General features: G+C 69.6%; 10 protein-coding genes and 2 pseudogenes. 8 read left to right on the top strand and 4 right to left on the bottom strand.

The features are described 5' to 3' along the window. Positions 1-5 precede the first annotated feature (5 nt). Positions 6-458 (bottom strand): c-type cytochrome, encoded by a 453-nt coding sequence (locus ACK8OX_RS23140; RefSeq protein WP_430666631.1) that lies wholly within the window; start codon positions 456-458, stop codon positions 6-8. A 159-nt stretch (positions 459-617) separates the two neighbouring features. After that, positions 618-770 (bottom strand): hypothetical protein, encoded by a 153-nt coding sequence (locus tag ACK8OX_RS23135; RefSeq protein ID WP_430666630.1) that lies wholly within the window; start codon positions 768-770, stop codon positions 618-620. 84 nt (positions 771-854) lie between these two features. On the opposite strand from ACK8OX_RS23135, the gene ACK8OX_RS23130 reads away from it, so the two are divergent. The 6 genes from ACK8OX_RS23130 (at position 855) to ACK8OX_RS23105 (ending at position 7150) form a co-directional block, all read left to right on the top strand. Then, complete coding sequence (locus ACK8OX_RS23130) at positions 855-1286, top strand: Rrf2 family transcriptional regulator (protein ID WP_430666629.1); 432 nt, start codon at positions 855-857, stop codon at positions 1284-1286. Between the two features lie 203 nt (positions 1287-1489). Next, on the top strand, positions 1490-1957 hold the full coding sequence (locus ACK8OX_RS23125; RefSeq protein WP_430666628.1) for a hypothetical protein: 468 nt from the start codon (positions 1490-1492) through the stop codon (positions 1955-1957). A 32-nt stretch (positions 1958-1989) separates the two neighbouring features. Then, positions 1990-3930, top strand: a complete 1941-nt coding sequence (locus ACK8OX_RS23120) for a glycosyltransferase (protein WP_430666627.1) — start codon at positions 1990-1992, stop codon at positions 3928-3930. Continuing rightward, positions 3917-5008, top strand: coding sequence for a glycosyltransferase family 4 protein (locus tag ACK8OX_RS23115; protein ID WP_430666626.1), 1092 nt, complete (start codon positions 3917-3919; stop codon positions 5006-5008). The genes ACK8OX_RS23120 and ACK8OX_RS23115 overlap by 14 nt, the downstream gene beginning before the upstream one ends. Positions 5009-5077: 69 nt before the next feature. Next, positions 5078-5935, top strand: a complete 858-nt coding sequence (locus tag ACK8OX_RS23110) for a glycosyltransferase (protein ID WP_430666625.1) — start codon at positions 5078-5080, stop codon at positions 5933-5935. A 399-nt stretch (positions 5936-6334) separates the two neighbouring features. Next, positions 6335-7150 (top strand): hypothetical protein, encoded by an 816-nt coding sequence (locus ACK8OX_RS23105; RefSeq protein ID WP_430666624.1) that lies wholly within the window; start codon positions 6335-6337, stop codon positions 7148-7150. A 224-nt stretch (positions 7151-7374) separates the two neighbouring features. Here the strand turns inward: ACK8OX_RS23105 and ACK8OX_RS23100 are convergent. Further along, positions 7375-8100: pseudogene (locus ACK8OX_RS23100) on the bottom strand (hypothetical protein); the annotation flags it as partial. Positions 8101-8229: 129 nt separating this feature from the next. Then, positions 8230-16566 (bottom strand): annotated as a pseudogene (locus tag ACK8OX_RS23095) (hypothetical protein); the annotation flags it as partial. 747 nt (positions 16567-17313) lie between these two features. Here ACK8OX_RS23095 and ACK8OX_RS23090 point away from each other — a divergent pair. Continuing rightward, positions 17314-18588 (top strand): hypothetical protein, encoded by a 1275-nt coding sequence (locus tag ACK8OX_RS23090; protein ID WP_430666623.1) that lies wholly within the window; start codon positions 17314-17316, stop codon positions 18586-18588. A gap of 128 nt (positions 18589-18716) precedes the next feature. After that, positions 18717-19691 carry a Bug family tripartite tricarboxylate transporter substrate binding protein gene (locus tag ACK8OX_RS23085; RefSeq protein WP_430666622.1) on the top strand — a complete coding sequence of 325 codons (975 nt, stop codon included), beginning with the start codon at positions 18717-18719 and terminating at the stop codon, positions 19689-19691. Positions 19692-19760 lie beyond the last annotated feature (69 nt).

Raw genomic sequence — 19760 nt, 5'->3', positions numbered from 1 at the left:
TCCCCTCAGCCGGCCTCGTTGGGCGGCCAACCCTGGGTGTTGATCCTGCTGACGAATTCCAGGAAATCGGCGAGATCGTTGATCTCCTGCTCCGTCAGGTTGAACTGCGGCATCTGACGGCGGCCGGGAATGCCGCTGGGCTGGGATGCCATCCAGGCGGCGAAGGCGGCGCGGGCGCCTTCACGGTCCTCATGGCCGCCGTAGCGGCGCCAGACATTGCCGAGTTCGGGGGCGAAATAGGCGCCCTCGCCGAGGAGCGAGTGGCAGTTGATGCAGGAATGCCGTTCCCAGAGATGCTTGCCGCGCACGATGCTGTCGGTCATCGCGGAAGTCGGCGCGCTAGTACTGGTCATGTAGAGGTGGCTGTGGATGGTCAATGCGACAAAGATGACAAAAAAGAAAGCCGATCCACCATAGAAGATGTTGCGCGTCGCGGATTTGGTCAGACGTTCGGCCATGGCAGTTCATCCCGATTGGAGCCCTGCTGATGCAGGCGAATTCCGCGGCGGCTGTCGTGAATGCTTCGCGCGCCGGGTCGGCGCCGTCCACCACGGCAGCAACGTCGTTGCGTGGGCGCAGCCTCACAAACGCTCGATGATGCCGCGGGGCAGGCGCCGTCAGACGAAGGGCAGCACCGCGAGCACCGCGACGAGGTTCCACACCAGCATGTTGACCAGCGTGCGGAGCATGCTGCGGCTGTCGACGTCGTCGACATGCAGCACGTCGCTGACCAGGTTGCCGGGCAGCAGGAAGAGGCGGATCGGGTTCATCGCGGCGCCTTTAAGATACATCTATGATGCACCTTATGCCTGGCGCCGCTTGCAAAGCAACACCGAAGATGTATCTTTTCCGCGATGCGGCTCACCACCCTCACCGACTACTCCCTGCGGATGCTCATCCACCTCGCGCTGAAGCCGGAAGGCCGCGCGACGATCGCCGAGGTGGCGCGCGCCTATCGCATCTCGGAAGCGCATCTGATGAAGGTGGCGCACCAGCTGGGCCAGGCGGGCTATGTCGCCACGCTCCGCGGCCGGGGCGGCGGGCTCGCCCTCGCGCGGCCGGCGGCGGCGATCACCGCCGGCGAGGTGGTTCGCTGCATGGAGCCGGACATGGCCCTGGTCCCCTGCTTCGCGGACGCACCCTGCGCCATCCTGCCGGCCTGCCGGCTGAAGCATGCGCTGCATGCGGCGCGGCAGGCCTTCCTGGCGGTGCTGGACGCGACCACCATCGCCGACCTTGCGCAGCCCGAGGCGGAGTTGCGGCGGCTGCTCGACCTGGTCGCCTGACGCGCCAAGCCCTGCCGGGCCGCCACGAGGGGGCGCCATCAACCCCCGCGCTCCATTGGCGCCCGCATCTCAATCACAACTTGCGGAGATGATGGAATTGCAGGAGAAACGTTGAGGAAGTGACGACCAGGGTTGCCGCGCCCTAAGCGTGGCAGTGACGGGTGGCGCTTCCGCCGCAGCCCCCGTCCCAGGATTCGGCAGCCATGGTGCCTTCCTCGAACCCGCGCCCGACCAGAGAAGACCAGGCCGCGGGGCGGCAGGACGCGCCCCCTTCGCTGGCCGAAGGGCCACTGGCCGTGCCGGCGGACCGCCGCGTGCTGTTCCACATGGTGCAGGAGGTCCGGCCCCGGGACCTGCTGGCGCTCCGCTTTTCCTATTCGCTCGTGCCGCACCCCGAGATGGAGCGGAACCGCAAGGCCGGCGTGCTGACCGCCTGCTTCCTGGATGCCGCGATGGGCGTGATATCGCCAGGCCACAAGAGCTTCCGCCAGTCGGACCGCTACGGCCATTTCACCTATGTCGGCGTGGAGTCCGACAATGTCGCGGGGGAGGTGGATCTCCGCATCACCGTCCCGCCGGGCGCGACCCGCGCCGTGCTCCGTCTCCTCCCCTTCGCCAACCCGTCGATCCGCGTCGCCCAGGTGACGGCCGAGGTCGCGCCCCTGGGCTGAGGCCGCCCGCCCCGCCATCGTGGACCTTCGCCGTGCATCGCCTGTCCCGGGATGTCGTGACCTACAGCTTCCCACCCCCGCCGGGCGGTGGCGAATTCGTCCTGCGCGGCATCCTCTCGGCCGAGCGGGAGGAGACGGGGCGCGGCGCCATCCTGATGCTCGCCCATGTGCTGCAGGACGGACGGCGGGTGGAGAACCCGCTGGGCTGGCCCGTCTCGCGCGAGACGGGGCGGGGATACCGCTACCTGCCCGCCGTGGCGGCCGGCGGGACGGCGGGCTTCGCGGTGGAACTGCATGTCGCGGCCGAGGTCGTCCTCGTCGAGGTGGCCTTCCGGCTCTGGCGTCCGGCCGGGGCCATCTCGGTCGGTCGCGTGCGGCTCGACCTGCTGCGCCGCGCGGCGCGGGCGCCGGAGCCACCTGCCCCGCCGCCGCCACCGCCCGCCCCCGCCGCGGCGCGGGACGCCATCGCGCTCGACAGCCAGCCGGCCATGGCGCCGGCGGCGCATGAGGTCGAGGGGGGCTTCACCTACACGCTCGGCCTGTCCGTCGCCGGGGCCGCGACGGCGCGCGCCTTCGTCCTGCAGGCGCAGTTCGAACGCGCCGACGGTTCGCCCGCGCGGGATGCGCCGAAGGGACTGGCGCATTCCCCGCGCTTCGGGTCCTTCGCCTATCTCGACCCGGGCGATGCGCTGATGCGATTCACCGCGCCCGCCGATGCGCGACGGCTGCGGCTGCAATTCCACCCCTGGGGCGCGAAGGCCGGCCGCATCGAGCTGGACCGCCGCCTCACCCTCGTCGCCATGTCCGAGGCGGCGGTCGAACGCCGCATCCGGGAGGAGCTGGAGGCGGTGATGGACGCGGCCGACCCCGACGGCACCTTCCTTTGCATCTACACCGGCACGAAGCGCATCGGAGAGGCGAACCGCGCCAACCGGTCCATGATGTTCGCGCGCGATGCCGCGCGGTTGGGCTGTTCCACCATCTACACCTACTCGCCGAGCGAGGGGGAGACGGAGTTCGGGCGCACGGGCGACCGGCTGCTTCAGGTGCCGCTCAACATCTTCGCGCGGATCGCCGGCGTGGTCGCCGCCCGCGCGCCCGGCCGGCACCGGCTGCTGATCGGCAGCATGCCCGACCTCGAACTGTGCCGGAACATCGGCCTGTTCCGCCACCATGGCTGGCGCTACGTCTACGAGTGCCGGGACGAGTGGGAGGAGTTCGCCGCCGTCGGCAGCGCCGGCTGGTACGACGAGGCGTTCGAGCGCCACGCCACCGCGCAGGCCGAACGCGTGTTCTGCGTCAGCCCCTCGCTGCAGGCGAAGATGCGGCGCTACACGACGGACGCTGCGAAGGTGCTGGTCTCGCCCAACGCGACGACGGACGAATTCCTCGCGGCCACCGCCGCGCTGCGCCCCGCGGCCCGGCGCCGGCACGCCGCAGCGCCCCCGGCGCAGCCGCTGGTCGGCTATTTCGGCCACCTGACGGAACAGTGGTTCGACTGGGGCGCGCTGCTGCATGCCGCGGCCGCGCTGCCCGAGGCGAGGTTCGAGATCATCGGCTTCGACATGCCGCGGATCGCCCTGCCGGGGAACGTGGTCCATCTCGGCTCCCGCACGCATGAGGAGATCATCGCCATCGCGCAGCGGTGGGATGTGGGCCTCATCCCCTTCAAGCCCGGGCGCCTGTCGCGCGGGGTGGATCCGATCAAGGTCTACGAATACCTCGCCCTCGGCCTCAAGGTCGTGTCCGTGCCGATGGGGTCGCTGGAGAGCTTCCCGCTGACCTTCTGCTACGACGAGTTCGGCCTGGCCGATGCCCTGTCGCGCGCCATCGCGCATCGCCCGGACGGGGCGGAATGGGATGAGGCGGAGCGCATCCTGTCGGGGGCCAGCTGGCGGCTCCGCCTGCTCGACCTGATGCGGGAGAGCGGGGTCACGCCGCCGCGGCGGGAGCGTGCCGATGCCGCCGAGTGAGCGCGCCATCCATTTCTACTACGACTACTGCAACCTCGGCGGCGTCACCTCGATCCTGAAGCAGCGCATCGCGCTGATGCGGCGGCGCGGCGTGCAGGCCGCGGTGGTGCTGCATTTCCTGCGCGACCTCGGCGGCCGCCCCGACCTCGACGCGCTGGACGGCGTGACGCTGCGCTTCTGCCCGGATGACCGCTTCCACCCCTGGTGCGCCGAGACCGTCGCGGCGGCACCCGGCGCGCTGCATGTGCTGCTCGACCAGCCGGAGGTGGTGGCGCTGCTCGGCGATGGCGCGCCGGGCGTGGTGTATGAGGTCCACACCTCGCTCGAACAGGCGTTCCGGCGGATGCGCGGCGTCGGCTTCGCGGGGGTGCAGCGCATCCTCTGCCCCTCCGCCTGGCTGAAGCGGAAGCTGGCGGAGGTGCTGGTGGACTACCCGGCGGAGCGCATCCGGGTCTGCCCCAATTTCGTCGACCCCGACCTGTTCCGCCCCCTGCCCCCCGGCCCCGATGCGGCGGGGGAGCCGATCCTGCTCTGGATCGGCAAGCTGAACCCTGACAAGAACCTCGGCGATGCGCTGGAGGTCATGCGGCGCCTGCGCCGGCGCGCGGCCTTCCGCCCGGTGATCGTGACCGGCGGGGGCGCGGAACGGCCGGCGGTGATCGCCCTGCTCTCCCGGCTCGAGGCGCTGGGCCTTGCCGAGAAGGCGCGCTGGATCACCAACCTGTCGAACGCAGCCATGCCGGCTCTGCTGGCCGATGTCCGGGCGTCGGGCGGCGCGCTGCTCTCCACCTCCAAGTTCGAGAGCTTCGGCCTGGCGGTGCTGGAGGCGATGAGCTGCGGCGTGCCCCCGGTCTGCGCCGCGGTGGGCGGGTTGCAGGAACTCGTGCGGGACGGCACCGACGGATACCTCTATCCGCTGACGAGACCGGAACTGGCGGTGAAGCACCTGGCGGGACTGCTGGCCGACCGCACGCGGCAGGCCCGGATGGGCGAGGCCGCGATCCACGGCGCCAGCCGCTTCGCCGCCGATGCCGCGATCGAGACCTACATGCGCGAATTGCTGGGCTCACGCACCTAGCATCGTCCCTAAACGCACCCGGCCATCTTGTAAAAAGGAAACCGGGAGATAGACGAATCAGGAAACACAATGACAGCACCCATAATTATCTACACCAGATTCAGTCTCATCAACAAGAATTTCCATCCAGGAAGCTGGCGGATAGGCCGTGATCAGAACTTCGATGATTATGTGAAAAGCATTATTGGCGACGAAGGCCGGCTGCGCGATAGATGCAATATTTTTGAACTATCTGCCCAAAACATCAACGCTGCCTCCGAGATCGAGCAAATTAGGCATTTGGTTTACGCCTCCGATGCGCTCCCTAGTTGGGTGAAAAATCGCCTTAACACCTGGTCAGAAACTTACAAATGGATGACGATTAGGTACTTGTCTTTTGAAGAGGACGCATCGGTCAACCGCGATCTGATTCGAGCAATCGCTTCATTGTGCAAAGATTTACGACTTTCAGGACGGATAAATTATGCATCTGTACGGCTGGATGATGACGACATTCTGTCGCCAAAATACTTTCAGCATCTATCTAAATATACTTCCGAGAATTTCTCGGGATACTGCATTTCTTTTTCGTCAGGTTACTGTGCCATCTGGAACGGCGCAGAGGCTGTTCTGCAAAAGTTTCACCACACGCGCCTGCCGTTCAATGCTCAAGGCCTCGCCTATGTCGGTAATTACGATATCGAACGCGGTTCGGTCAGCAGTGCCCATGTGCTTCCGCCAGGAACCCACACGACGGTCGACCTCCGCGCTCCAACGATCGTCGACGGTCGAGAGCCCCTGTACGTCCGATCGGTTCACCCGAATTCCGACACCCTGTTCGGTTTGCCTGATGATAAGAAGCGGCAAGCTTTGGAACGGATTGTCGGAACAGGTACTCCCGCTACACGCGAGGAGATCGAGCGAACATTCGTTGGTTTGTGCGTCTGACGACGCCGCGATCATGCACATATCGGGTGGCCCCGGACGGATTGAGAGCGTTGCGGATGTTTCCTTACGCCTTCCACCGCCTTCGCTTAGCGCAGGGTGTTACCGACACAAAGCTGCGGTCTGCCGGGGGCTAGCCGGATGAACTCCGATCCGCAGTCGCCCACTAGGCCGGACCCGGATTCCGCTGCGGCAGCGGCCCCGACGTCTACGCTCCCGCAGGGCAGATCACAGGTCACGTCGGCCGACTTGGCATGTCCTGAACCATCATCTGCGGACAGTTCTCCTTTCCTTCCCACGCCAAGTCTGCCTCCCTTAGCGCCGCCCATGGCGGCCACGGCAGCGCGCGGGCTTCACCCGCGCTCCGGATTTCAGGCGACCACGGACGGCTCTTTTCTGGACTTGGACCTGCCGCCCGACGACTTCGTGGAGGTCAAGGCGACGGTCCGCGGCGTTACCTTCCCGATGCTGGTGAAGCGACGCGCGGATGCGAAGGTCATGCTGGTCTTCGGGCAGTCCGCGCTGTCCACCCGCACCGACATCTCGCTGCCGGTCTTCCACCGCTGGTCCTGGATGGCGGACTTCCCGGAGGCCACCTGCGTGGCGCTCAGCGACCCGACGCTCGCGCTCGATCCCGGGCTGCTCGGCGGGTGGTTCCAGGGCGAGCCGGACCATTTCTACGCCGAGACGGCGGCCGCGCTGCTGCGCGGGCTTGCTGCGCGCCTCGGGATCCCGCCCGGGTGCATCGTCTTCTACGGCTCATCGGCCGGCGGCTTCACTTCCATCGTCATGGCGGGCGAGATCGGCGCCAGTGCGGTGGTGGAGATCCCGCAGATCGTGATGAGCGACTACCATGTCGCCAGCGCGCTGCGCGGCCTGTTGCGGCACTGCTACGGCGGCCTCGACCTGCAGGAGGCGAAGCGCCGCTTCGGCGCGCGCATGGACATCACCACGCGCCTGCGGGAGACGAAGCGGCTGCCGGATATCCTCTACCTCCAGAACCTGGCCGACAAGGTGCATGTCGAACGGCACATGCAGCCCTTCCTCGCCACCATCGCGCAGCTCTGGGAGGAGGAGCCGGAGTTGCGGGCAAAGCGGCTTGCCGTGGAATTCTACTCGGCCCGCGCGGCGAACGGCGATGGCCACGCCGTTGCCCCGAAAGCGTTCACTGTCCGCGCGCTGCGCCGCGCGATGCGGGACGCCTTGGCACAGGGCTGAACCCGGGCGCCAGGCAGGATCGGCGGGACCCCGGGCGATCCGGGGACCGGGACATGTCGTTCGCCGGCCTCACCGGCCAATCTCCGCATGGTCGCATCCGTGCCGATGCCGGCCTGGTGTTCCGGCCCCGTCCGGATGCGCCACGCGTGCCGGGGGGCCGGCCCTTGCCGCTCCCCGTATCCCTCCGACGGCCGGGGCGGGCGCGTGGCCCGCCCCTTCCAGGCTCAGGAGAGGATGAAGTCGCCCGCGGTCAGGGCGACGTTGCCGGTCAGCACGATCATCATCTCCACCGTCGCCGTGTTCGCATTGGTGTTGATCATGACCTCGGTCGTGCCGGTTCCGGCGTTGAAGGCCACCCGCACCTGGTTCGCCCCGGTGAAGGCGCCGGCGACGAAGCTCAGCCCGCCGATCCCGGCGAGGTTGATGTCGTCGGTGCCCGCCACGAAGTCCGTGATGCGGTCGGCGGTCGCCGCCGTCGTGCCGCTCTCGGACAGCGCGGACCAGACGAAGACGTCCGCCCCGGCACCGCCCGCCAGCGTGTCGCGATCCGCGCCCCCGACGAGCCGGTCGTTGTCGGTGCCGCCATTCAGGTTGTCGGCGCCCGCGCCGCCGAGCAGCGTGTCGGCACCGGCATTGCCGGAGATGACGTCGTTGCCGCCGCTGCCGTCCAGCAGGTTGGCGATGCTGCTGCCGGTCAGGTTGTCCACGAAGGAGGACCCGATGACGTTCTCCACGTTGAGCAGCCTGTCCAGCCCGCCGCTGCCGGTGTTCTGCACCACGGTGCTGCCGAGGTTGACGCTCACCGACGACGTGGCCGACGCATAGCTGGCCGTGTCGGTCCCGGTGCTGCCGTCGATCGTGTCGGCGCCGGCACCGCCATCGATGGTGTCGTTCCCGACGCTGCCGTTGATGCTGTTGTCGCCGGCATCGCCCGCCAGGCTGTCGTTGAAGTTCGACCCGATGAGTCCCTCGACGGAGAAGTACACGTCGCCGGCGGCCTCGCCGGTGTTCGCGGCGCTGTTGGCCAGCGATGCCGTCAGCCCGGTGGTGGCCCGGATGTAGTTGGCCACGTCGACGCCGTCGCCGCCGGAAAGGATATCCGCGCCGATGCCGCCTTCCAGCGTGTCGTTCCCGCCCAGGCCCTCCAGCCAGTCATCGCCGCCGAGCCCGCGGATCTGCTCGGCCGCCGCCTCGCTGCCCGTGAGGAAGTCCTCGAAGTTGGAGCCCAGCAGGTTCTCGATGCTGATGAAGACGTCGCCGGACGCGTCGCCGGTGCTCTGGCTCGTGTCCTCCATGTTCACCGTCACGCCGGCGGTCGCCGTCGCGTAGGAGGCCGAGTCGAGGCCGTCGCCGCCATCGAGCGTGTCGGCCCCCGCCCCGCCGGTGAGCAGGTCCACGCCTGCCCCGCCGACGAGGAGGTTGGCGCCCAGATTCGCCGTCAGCTGGTCGTCCCCGCTGCCGCCGATCAGGTTCTCGACGCCCTGCACGGCGATGTTGCCGATGCTGGCCGCGACGTTCTGCAAGGCCGTGCTGCGGATGTCGATCCGCAGCGCCACGGACGCCGCGCTGAAGTCCAGCGTGTCGACATCCGCGCCGCCGTTGATGCTGTCCCCGCCGGAGCCGATGAAGATGTCGTTGCCGCCGGCGCCGACCAGCGAATCCGCCCCGGCATCGCCGGAGATGGTGTCGCCGCCGCCGCCGCTGATGACGGTGTCGTCGCCGCCCGCACCCGACAGCGAGTCGGACCCGGTGGAGCCGGTGATGACGTTGTTGCCGCCATTGCCGGTGCCGGTGCCGGCCGCCGTCAGGGTCAGGTTCTCGAAGCCGGTGCCGAGCGTCCAGCTGACGGCGCTGCGGACCAGGTCCACCCCGCCCGCATCGGCCAGCTGGTCACCGGCATTGTCCACCACGAAGACATCCGCGCCGCTGCCGCCCGAGAGGCTGTCCGCCCCGCCGCCGCCATCCAGCGTGTTGCCGCCGTTGCTGCCGATGATGGTGTTGGAGCCGGAGCCGCCATAGGCGGCCGTCCCGCCATTCAGCAGCTCGATCACCTCGATCGTCTCGCCGGCCGCGATATCGAGCGCGCTGCGCACGGTGTCCACGCCCGCCGTGTCGAAGAAGGAATCCCCGGCATCGGAGACGATGTAGAGGTCGTTCCCCGCGCCGCCGGCCAGGCTGTCCGCCCCCGCGCCACCGTCCAGCGTCTCGTCGCCGGTGGTGCCGCTGATGGTGTTGTTGCCGGCATTGCCGGTGCCGCTGGTGCCCGCCGTCAGCAGCACCAGGCGCTCCACATTGGCGGAGAGCGTGAGGGAGACGGTCGAGCGGACCTCGTCCGTGCCGGCCCCGGCCGCCTCCGTCACGGTGTCGCCGGCATCGTCCACCAGGTAGGTGTCGTTGCCCGCGCCGCCCGCCATCGCGTCCGCGCCGGCGCCGCCGTCGATGACGTTGCTGCCGGCATTGCCGGTGATGGCATTGGCGCCCGCGCTGCCGGTTGCGTCGATGTCGGCGCCGCCGGTCAGCTCGATGTTCTCGAAGCCGCGGTCGTCGGAGGAGAGGTCGACCGAGACGGCGCTGACCAGAAGGTCGGTGCCGTCGCCGCCGCTCACCGTATCGCCCGCGCTGTCCGCCAGGACGGTGTCGTTGCCCGCGCCGCCGGCCAGGTTGTCGTCACCTGCGCCGCCGTCGAGGATGTTGTTGCCGGAATTGCCGGTGATGAGGTTCGCCTGCCCGTTGCCGGTGCCGTCGATGTTGCCGGAGCCGAGGAGCACCAGGTTCTCGACATGGGCGGACAGGGTCGTGGTCACGGAGGACCGCACCGTGTCCGTGCCCTCGTCCGCGGCCTCGGTGACGGTGTCGAGCGCGCTGTCGAGGACATAGACGTCGTCCCCCGCCCCGCCCGCCAGCGCATCGTTGCCCGCACCGCCATCGAGCGTGTTCGCGCCCGCATTGCCGGTGATCGCGTTGTCGAGCGCGTTGCCGGTGCCCGCGCTGCCGCCGAGCAGCACCAGGTTCTCGACATCCGCCGCGTCGCGCAGGTCGAAGCTGGCGGTCGAGCGGAGCTCGTCGAGGCCATCGCCGCCGGCGACGCCGTCCAGCCCGTCGGTGGTGATGACGTCGTCGCCATCGCCGCCCGAGATGCTGTCCGCGCCCGCGCCGCCGGACAGGACGTCGTCGCCCGCGCCGCCGGACAGCGTGTCGTCGCCGCCGCCGCCGGCGAGGTCGTCATTCCCGGCCTCGCCGTTCAGCGCCTCTGCCCCGGCCGCACCGGTGACATCGTCGGCGCCGCCGCCGGCATTGACGGTGACGCCGCCGAAGGAGGCGGGGTTCACCGTGAACGCGTCGTCACCCGAGGAGAGGGTGAGGGTGACCGAAGCGCCGACCGTGCGGTTGTCCACCGCGGCGGTGGCCGCATCGGTGATGGAGACGCCGGTCACCACCACCTCGGTGTCGCCCATCTGCGACCGGTTGGCATCGGCGGCGTAGCTGGTCTTCGGCTCACCGACGCGGATGGCGGTCGAGGTGCCGTCGATGGTGCCGTCGGAGATGGTGACGACCCCGCTCAGCACCGCCGGGTTGAGGTGGTAGCCGCCCGCATCGTCGCGCGCCTTAACCGAGATGGCGGCCCCCGCATGGTGCGGCGACCCGCCGCCCGAGGACAGGCCGACATCGGTGAAGGCGAAGTCGGTGATGGTGACCGCGCCGCCGAAGGTGCCGTATTTCAGGTTGATGTCGATGCCGGTGCCGAAGGCGCCCGTCGGCCCCCCGAAGCCCGACGCCCCGCGGCCGAACTGGCCGACATCCGTCATGGTGATGCCGGTGAACAGGCCGCCGTCCAGCGCCTCGAGGTAGATGCCCTTGCTGGTCAGGCCGCTGAACGCGGTCCCGTTCACCTCGAGGTCGGTGAGCGAGGACTGCGCGCCGGACGCCGCGCGGTGGCCGACGATGCCCTCATACAGGTGCTGGAAGATGCCGCCGGAAATGGTGAGGGCGGAGATCTCCCGCCCCGTCCCGGTCGGCGCGGCGCCGAGGTCGATGCCGACCAGGCCCTGCGAGATGTCCATGTCCTGCAGCGTGACGTCGGCGATGGTGCCGGCGGCGAAGGCGATGCCGGTGCCGAAATCCGTCACGTCGATGCCGGAGATCGTCAGGTTGCCCCGGCCGATCAGGATGCCGGGGGAACTGCCGTAGCCGCCCGACCCGGACTGGAAATACGCATCCGCCGTCACGCCTGCGGGGATGCCGGTTTCGGCGCTGTAGCTGCCCTTGACCGTCACGGTCGCGCCGGACGCGGCGGCGATGGTCAGGTTCGCCGGCGTGGAGGCGCCGACGCTGAAGCCGGCATAGTCGCCGGAGGCGACCAGGATGCCGACATCGCCCGTCAGCCCCGCCGCCGCGTCCACCGCCGCCTGGATGGTTGCGTAGCCGCCATTGCCGACCAGCAGGACCGTACCGCCGGCGTGACGGATCATCTCCACGCCGCGCAGGTCGTCCACCTCGCCGCCGCCGAGCGCCACCGCCCAGCCGCCGGCCGTGGTGGTAACCGCGTCCGCCCCGAGCGTGGCGGAGACCACGGCCGTGTCGGTGCCCGCGCCGCCCGTGATCACGTCGTCGCCCGCGCCGCCGGCCAGCGTGTCGTCGCCCGAGCCGCCGTCGAGGCTCTGCGCGCCGTCTCCGGCCGTCATCGCGTTGTTCTGGGCGTTGCCGTCGAGCCCGACGATGCCCGTGAGGGCGGAGGCGTCGACGCCGATGTTGCCGGCGCCGGTGATGGCGATGCGCTCCATCCCCGTCACGTCGGCGCCGAGCACCAGCGTGCCGGTGCCGCCCGTGACCATCAGCAGGTCGGCATCGTCGCCGCCGTCGATCACGTCCGAAGTGAGGTCCTGCACGGTGCCGGCAACGACGTCGTCGCCCGCACCGCCATCCACGGCGTCGGCGCCGCTCCCGCCCACGAGGTAGTCGTTCCCGTCATTGCCGTTCAGGGTGTCGGCGCCCGGCGTCATGCTGGTGATGACGTCGGCACCCGCACCGCCATCGACGACGTTGCCGGAGAAGTTGCTGTCGGCATTGGCGTTCTGGACGAAGATGCCGCGGCTGGCGCCGCCGCCGGTGTGGTCGAGCACGTTGTCGATCACGTCCGTGCCCGCGCCGCGGACCCGGATGGCGGTGCCGAAGCGGTCGGTGAAGCCGGTGAAGACGTTGTCCTCGACCAGGGAGTTCACCGCATCGATCGTCACCAGCGTGTTGCCCTGGACGCCGCCGGCATTGGTGCCGCCGGCCGTGCCGGTGACCTGGTTGTTGGAGAAGGTGATGTTGCTGGAGACCTGGCCGGGACCGGCGCCATTGCCCAGCACCACCAGCTGGCGCGGGACGTTGTTGCCCGGGTCGAACTGGGTGGCGAAGCCGGTGCCCCCGGGCGTGGGCCCCACGAAGGTCTGGCCGGAGAAGATGTTGCCATCCACCAGCAGGTTGTCCACGTCGCCACCGGCCTCGGACATCAGGCCGTTGTCGCCCTCGGCCACGATCTCGTTGCCCTGGATGACGTGGCCGGCCTGGTTGCCGGTCAGGTAGACCGCCGCCTTCTCGCTGGCGCCGTTGCCGTTCAGGCCGTTGATGGTGAAGCCCTGGCCGGCGGCGCCGAGGCGCACGCCGCTGAGCCCGGCGGTGAACTGCACCGCGCCCTGCTCGGCGCCGGCATCGTTGCCGGCGATGGTGGTGACGTCGCGTCCCTCGATCGACAGCAGGTCGAGGTCGCCGCGGGCGATGGTGACGTTCTCGGCGTAGCTGCCGCGGGCGACCAGCACGGTGACCGGGCTGCCCTGCGCATTCGCCGCGGTCATCGCCGCGCCGATGGTGGTCAGGTCCGACATCGTGCCCGCGCAATCCACCAGGAGGACGGTGCGGTCGGCGAATTCGATCCGCTCGATATGGGCCAGCGTGTCGGTCGTGCCGTGGATGGTCACCGTCAGGCGGCCGTCATCGTCGACGCCGAAGGTGGCGTCGCCATAGTCGGCCGCATAGACGGCGGTGTCGAGCTCCGCGCCGTCGCCGCCGTCCAGCAGGTCGGCATGCAGGCCGCCGTCCAGGCGGTCGGCGCCCGCGCCGCCGAACAGCTCGTCGAGGCCGGCGCCGCCGGCCAGGGTGTCGTTGCCGGCATTGCCGGTGATGACCTGGTCGTCCTCGCCGCCGGTCAGCGCGTTCGCGCCGGCATTGCCGGTGATGGACTGCACGCCGTCCGCTTCGGATGCGTCGACATTCACCGCATCGGTGCCGGTGAAGACCGCCCCCAGCGTCGCGGTGGAGGTCGCGACCTCGATGACCTCGATGCCGGCGACGGCATTGCCGAGCACCGCGGTGCCGGTGCCGGACGAGATGCGGAGCGTGTCGGTGCCGGTGCCGCCATCGGCGATCGACTCGGGCAGGTCGCCCACCGCGGCGACGAACAGGTCGTCGCCCGCGCCGCCGAACAGGTAGTCGGCCCCGGCGCCGCCGATGATGAGGTCGTCCCCGGCGCCGGCGTCGATGACATCCGCTCCGGCCCGGCCGTTGAGGGAGTCGAAGCCCGCCGTGCCGGTGAAGAAATCGGTGCCGGCAAGGCCCGCCTGGCTGCCGATGACCCAGGGACGCGCGGGGTCGGTGCCGTTCGCCGCGGCGTCGTTGGAGGAAGCGGCGTCGAAGAAGCCGGTCAGGTCGACCGTGCCGCCGACGCTGTCGAAGTTGATCAGCGCCCAGGGCTCAAGCCCCGCATTGTCGTTGGCGTTGCCGCGGGTGACCTGCACCAGGTTGTCGGCACCTTCGAAGCTGGCGAAGCCGGACAGGCGGTAGAAGGCGATCACGTCGGTGCGGTAGGCGCCGGTGATCGTCAGGCCGTTGATGGCGACGTCGCCCGCCGGGCTGTAGGGGCCGGTGCCGGCCACGTCGCCGGGCAGCTGGACGCCGCGCATCTGGATCGCCTTGGTGGCGTTGCCGGTGGCGTTCGTGATGGTGGTGTCGGTGATCGTCAGGTCGCCGTTGAAGCCGAACAGCAGGATGTCGCCTGTGCCGCCGGAGCCGGTGTTCTGGCCGTTGTCCGTGAAGACGCTGTTGGTGATGGACACGGCCCCGATCGTGTCCGCCTGCGTCGGCGCGCCGCTGTTGCCGGTGCGGACATAGGCGAAGCCGTTCTCGCTGGCGCCGGTGATGGCGACGTTGTCGAGCGAGATGCTGCCCGCCATGCCGGAGGAGAAGGCGCTGACCAGGATGCCGTAGGACTCGCCCGTCGCGTCGAGGGTGAGGCCCGAGACGGCGACCTCGCCGTTCAGCTCGCCGCCGACCAGCAGCGGGCCGGTCAGCGTGGTGCTGCCCTGGCCGCGGCCGATGATGGACAGCGCCTTGCCGGTGACCGTCGCACCATCGTAGCTGCCCTCGGCGACCAGGATGGTGTCGCCATCCGACGCCGCGTCGACCGCGTCCTGCAGGGTGGCATAAGCCCCCGGCCCGACCAGGAGGAAGGTGCCGCCGCAGCTGTCCACGACGACCTCGACGCCCGTCAGCCGGTCCGTGCCCGATGCGGTCGTGACCACCCAGGCCGTCCCGTCCCATTCGATGTCGGCCGGCGCCAGTTCCTCGTCGAAGACGGCATGGTCGGTGCCTGCGCCACCCGAGATCTCGTCGTCGCCGGCGCCGCCCAGCAGGTCGTCATCGCCCGCGCCGCCCTCGAGCAGGTCGTCGCCCCCGGCGCCCTGCAGCAGGTCGTGCCCGCCTTCGCCGCGGATCTCGTTGGCGTCGTCGTTGCCGGTGATGATGTTGGCCAGGGCGTTGCCGGTACCGGCGGCGGCGCCCGTGGCGAGGGTCAGGTTCTCGACGTTGTCGGCCAGCGTGTGGTCGACGGAGGCAATGACGAGGTCGACGCCCGCCCCCTCATCGTTCCCTTCGGAAACGGTGTCGCCGAGGCTGTCGACCAGGTAGGTGTCGTCCCCGGTGCCGCCTGCCATGCTGTCGTTGTCCGCGCCGCCGTCGAGCAGGTCGTCCCCGCCCTGGCCGAGCAGCGTGTCATCACCGCCGAGACCGCTCAGGAAGTCGCTCGCGGCGGCGCCCTGAAGCTCATCGGCGCCATCCGTGGCGGAGGGGAGGAAGGGCGTGTTCTCGGTGCCGAGCGGGTAGAAGCCGTGGTTGACGTCGTTGTCGAAGAAGTCGTTGTCGGTGAGGGTGTTGGTGCCGCCCAGCGGGGCCGCGGAGGCCATGTCGACGACGGCATAGGCGTAGCCGCTGATGGTGTTGCCCGTGGCGGTGACCTGCGCGCTGTCGAGCACGACGATGCCCGCATCGCCGGCCCCCGGCTCACCGGTCAAGGTGTTGCCGGAGATGGACAGGCCGCCGGCCGAGTTCATCACCAGGATCGTGCTGGCGACGGTGGTGCCGGGCGAGTAGGCGAAGCCGGAGATCGTGTTCCCGCTCACCTCGCCGAAGGCGCCTTCGGAAAGCTGGATGCCGTTCTGCGCGATGACGGGCTGCGACCCGTTGCCGGTGATGACGTTGCCGGTGATCGTGACCTCGACGTTGCGGGCGACGACGCCACCCTTCTGGTTGTCGGAGAGGTCGCTGCCGGTCAGCGCGAAGGCCTTGGGCGAACCCGCGGTGGCGCTGGCGACGACGCCGATGCCGCGCTGCATGCCGGAGACGTCGGACCCGGCCATCGGATCGGCGACGTCATGGACGTTCACGCCGGTGAGGCTGGCATCGCTGTCGCCGATGTAGATGCCGACATAGTTCGCATCCGGATCGCCGCCCATGCGGCCTGCCGCGCGGGCGCCGTCGACCTCGAGCCCGGAGAGGGAGAACCCGTCGCTGTTGACGACATGCAGCAGCGACACGATGGCGCGGCCGCTGGCGGCGTCCACCCCCGTCTCGGCAAGGGTGCCGGCCGGCGCGGTCAGCACTGCGCCCGGACGCGCGATGATGGTCAGGTCCAGGATGCCGTCGATCTCGACCTGTTCGGCATAGGTGCCGGCGGCGATGATGATGGTGTCGCCGTCCAGCGCCGCGTCGACTGCTTCCTGGATGGTGGCATAGCCGCCGGCGCCGACCAGCAGGAACCGGGCGCCCCCGGCGTCGATCACCTGCTCCACGCCGCGCATCACGTCGGTTCCGTCGATGCCGGCGGCCACCGTCCAGTAGGGCGCGCCGCTGCCGGAGGTGACGGCGACGATGTCGGCGGCGGCTAGGCTGTCGGTCGCGACGCGCGCAAGGTCGGTGCCGGCGCCGCCGGTCAGGCTGTCTGCGCCGGCGCCGCCGGTCAGGTCGTCATTGCCGATGTCGCCGTCGAGCGAGTCGTTGCCGGCGCGGCCATAGAGGGAGTCGTTGCCGCCATTGCCATCGAGGGTGTCACCAAGGCTGCCGCCGCGAATGATGTTCGAGGCGTTGCTGCCATTCAGGTTCATGCCGTCGGCCATGTCTTGAACTCCCGTTGTCGTGCGATGCCGCCGGGCGGCAGTCGATCCGACACAGGATTGTTAACAGGTCGTTCAGAGTCAACCTTTTGCGTTTCAGAAACGGTTCCTGCGGTGGAAGGTTGTTGCGAAATGATCGCGCGATGATCCAGGGACGCAGAAAAGCCCGTCCAATACAACTTTTCAGTTGCGCACTTTTTTCGAAACGATCAGGCGCGCACCGCTTCCGTTTCGAACTGCAACCGAAGGTTGGTTGCGGGCCGGGTCTCGCCAGCAATCGGAGTTGGCTCCTCACCCGTCGCGTGCGCCGCCAGCGGCAGGCGTGATCCGCGCCACGGAGATTCGTAACTGAACTCACGATTTCGTGTTTCCTGGAGCCACATGTTTGGATGCCAAGGCTGGGCGATGCATTTGCATGAGGGAGAGACACCCTCGATGGGTCGGGCGCGCCGGTTTTCGCCCGCAACCCACCCTGCCGCCATCAAGCGGATCGAGGACGCCCGAAGTGCGCTGGGAATATTATCTTGACCTACGGACGTCATTCCGGCATGTGGCGAATGGCCGCGGGCGGAGCCCTGCCCGCCGCCATCCCCGACATCCCGATCCGTCCCTGCGCCGGTCTCGCAGCGCCGCCATGGCGTCCGCGCGGTCATCGCCGCGGGATGTCCCCACGACCAGGAGACATGACGCAATGATCCTCCCCGTCCGCTGCGGTCAGTCCGAAAGGAAGGGGCGCTGATGCTCGCCGTCCTTGGCGTCTCCGACGCGCGCGCGCCCCTGATCCAGCCGGATGCGATACGCACGCCGCTCGCCCTCATGCGGGCGCAAAGCGCGACACGCGCGACCGCCCCGGGGGCGGATGGCGTGTCCTGGGCCGAATTCGCCGCCAACCTTCCCCGCCACGCCGGGACGCAGCGGCGCCTGCTGCTCGAGGGGCAGCGCAGCAACGCACTGCGCAACCCGCGCGCCGAGGGTGCGGCCGCCGGCACGCCGGGCACGGCCCCGACCCATTGGACACTCGCCGCCCCCGGCGGGCTGAGCCATTCGACCCTCGGCCGGACGGTGCTGGGCGGCGTCGAGGGGGTGCTGCTGCGCCTGCAGGGCACCACCGCAGCGGGCCAGGCCAACCTGTTCCTGGAGGCACCGGGGGCCGTGGCCGCGGCGACAGGGCAGCCCTGGACGGCTGGCGTGTTCCTGGCGGTGGTTGCAGGCACGCTGCCGGCGGGGGCGCACGAGATCAGCCTTGGCTTGCTGGAACTCGACGCAGGGGGGGCGACGCTCGCCTCGGGCTTCGGTGCCTCGGTCACTGCCTCCCTTGGGGCCGTGCCGCAGCGCGTGCTGCGGAGCGCCACGCTGGCCCAGGTCGGGACGCAGTCCGTACGGCCCTGCCTGCGCATCGCAACGCTGGAGACGGGGGTCGTGGTCGACGTCACCCTGTTCATCGGCTGGCCGACGCTGGAGCAGGCCGCCCTGGCCTCGACCCCGGTCCTGCCGGCGCCGGGCAGCGTCGCGACCAGCACGCGGGGGGCGGAGATCGTCACGGCACCTTTCGCAACCCTGTTCCCGTCCGGCCGGGGCACGGTGCTGTGTCGCGGGTTGCTGCGCGGGCTCGGAGGCGGTGGCGTCTCCTATCCCTGGCTCCTCCAGATCGACGACGGGGGGAATGTGAACCGCGTCGCCGTGCTGGGCACGGAATTCGGGTATCTGCGGATGGTGCGGACCAGCGCGGGCGCAAGCGTGCAGGTCGATGCCACCGGCAATCCGATTGCGCCGGGCACCCCGTTCTCCTTCGGGCTTGCCTTCGAGGCGAATGGGCGCCTGGCGCTGTCCGTGAATGGCGGGGTGCCGCAGGTTCTGTCGGGCGCACCGATGGCCAGTCTCACGACACTGAGGCTGGGCAACAGCCCGGGCCTGACGACCCCCGCCTTCGCCGAGATCTCCACCCTGCAGGTCCGCCCTGTCGCGATATCGGATGCGTCCCTGCCGGGGACGGTGCTCGCATTGCCCGGATGACCACCACCTGCGGCCTGCCCGGGACGGGTCGGCCGCCCGTTGCAGGACCCGGTGCGGGAAAGGTGCTTCCGCGATCCGGCCTGTGGATGGCAGCATGACGGTGCACCGGGATGCAGGGGCCGCGCAGGATGGACATGAACCGCAGGTCGATGTTGCTGGCAGGCGGCGCATTCCTCGCGCCCCCTGCCATTGCGCAGACGGCGCCCTGGCCGAGCCGCGCGGTGCGCATCATCGTCCCCTTTCCTGCGGGCGCAGGCACGGACCAGTTGGCGCGTGCCTATGCGCAACGCCTGGGCGAGATGTGGGGACAACCCGTGGTCGTCGAGAACCGCGCCGGCGGTGCCGGCGTGATCGGCACCGAGGCAGCCTTTCGCGCCCCGAAGGACGGCTACACCATCCTGATGGCGAATTCCGCCGTGCTGGCGATCGGCCCGGCGATCAATCCCGCCCTTCCCTACGATCCCATCAACGGCTTCGACCCCGTCGCGCTGGTCGGCGCCAACGACAACGGCTTGGTCGTGCGCGCGGCTTCACCCTTCCGCAGCGTCGCGGAGGTGGTCGCGGCCGCGAGGGCCAGACCTGGGATCCTCACCTATGCGACACCCGGCAACGGCACCTCGGGGCACATGGCGGGCGAGTTCCTGAAGCAGCTCGCCGGCATCGACATCACCCATGTCCCGTATCGCGGCAGTCCACAGGCGCTGACGGATCTGCTGGGCGGCCAAGTGGACCTGGCGATGACGACGCTGAATTCCGTGGTGCCGGCGGTGCGCGGCGGCCAGGCGCGCGTCCTGGCCACAACCGGCGCGACGCGCGACCCCATCCTCCCGGATGTGCCCACCCTCGCGGAGCTGGGCTTCCCCGGTTACGAGGCGAGCGGCTGGCTTGGCTTCGTGGTGCCGGCGGGCACGCCGCCCGAGATCATCTCCCGCATGGCGGACAGCATCCAGCGCGTTGCCGCCGACACCACCTTCACGGACCGCATCACGGCAGCCGGGATGCGCCCCATCATCAGCACGCCAGATGCATTCCGCGCGATCCTGTCGCCGGAACTCGCACGCTGGAGGGATGTGGCGCAGCGGGCCGGGGTTCGGCCTGAATAGCCCAAGCCAAGGACCTCGCCCCTTCAGACATTGAAAAAGGCCCGCGGATATCTCCTGCGGGCCTGTTTT

The sequence above is a fragment of the Falsiroseomonas sp. CW058 genome (genome assembly GCF_050563535.1).
GTDB lineage: Bacteria > Pseudomonadota > Alphaproteobacteria > Acetobacterales > Acetobacteraceae > Falsiroseomonas.
Note: the sequence above shows the minus strand (reverse complement) of the source record. Positions and strands in the feature narration are given on the sequence as shown.

Bases quoted from the DNA above. Each gene is read 5' to 3' on its own strand.
- ACK8OX_RS23110 (WP_430666625.1), top strand. From the start codon at position 5,078: ATGACAGCACCCATAATTATCTACACCAGATTCAGTCTCATCAACAAG.
- ACK8OX_RS23125 (WP_430666628.1), top strand. From the start codon at position 1,490: ATGGTGCCTTCCTCGAACCCGCGCCCGACCAGAGAAGACCAGGCCGCG.
- ACK8OX_RS23135 (WP_430666630.1), bottom strand. From the start codon at position 770: ATGAACCCGATCCGCCTCTTCCTGCTGCCCGGCAACCTGGTCAGCGAC.
- ACK8OX_RS23140 (WP_430666631.1), bottom strand. From the start codon at position 458: ATGGCCGAACGTCTGACCAAATCCGCGACGCGCAACATCTTCTATGGT.
- ACK8OX_RS23085 (WP_430666622.1), top strand. From the start codon at position 18,717: ATGGACATGAACCGCAGGTCGATGTTGCTGGCAGGCGGCGCATTCCTC.
- ACK8OX_RS23130 (WP_430666629.1), top strand. From the start codon at position 855: ATGCGGCTCACCACCCTCACCGACTACTCCCTGCGGATGCTCATCCAC.
- ACK8OX_RS23115 (WP_430666626.1), top strand. From the start codon at position 3,917: ATGCCGCCGAGTGAGCGCGCCATCCATTTCTACTACGACTACTGCAAC.
- ACK8OX_RS23090 (WP_430666623.1), top strand. From the start codon at position 17,314: ATGCTCGCCGTCCTTGGCGTCTCCGACGCGCGCGCGCCCCTGATCCAG.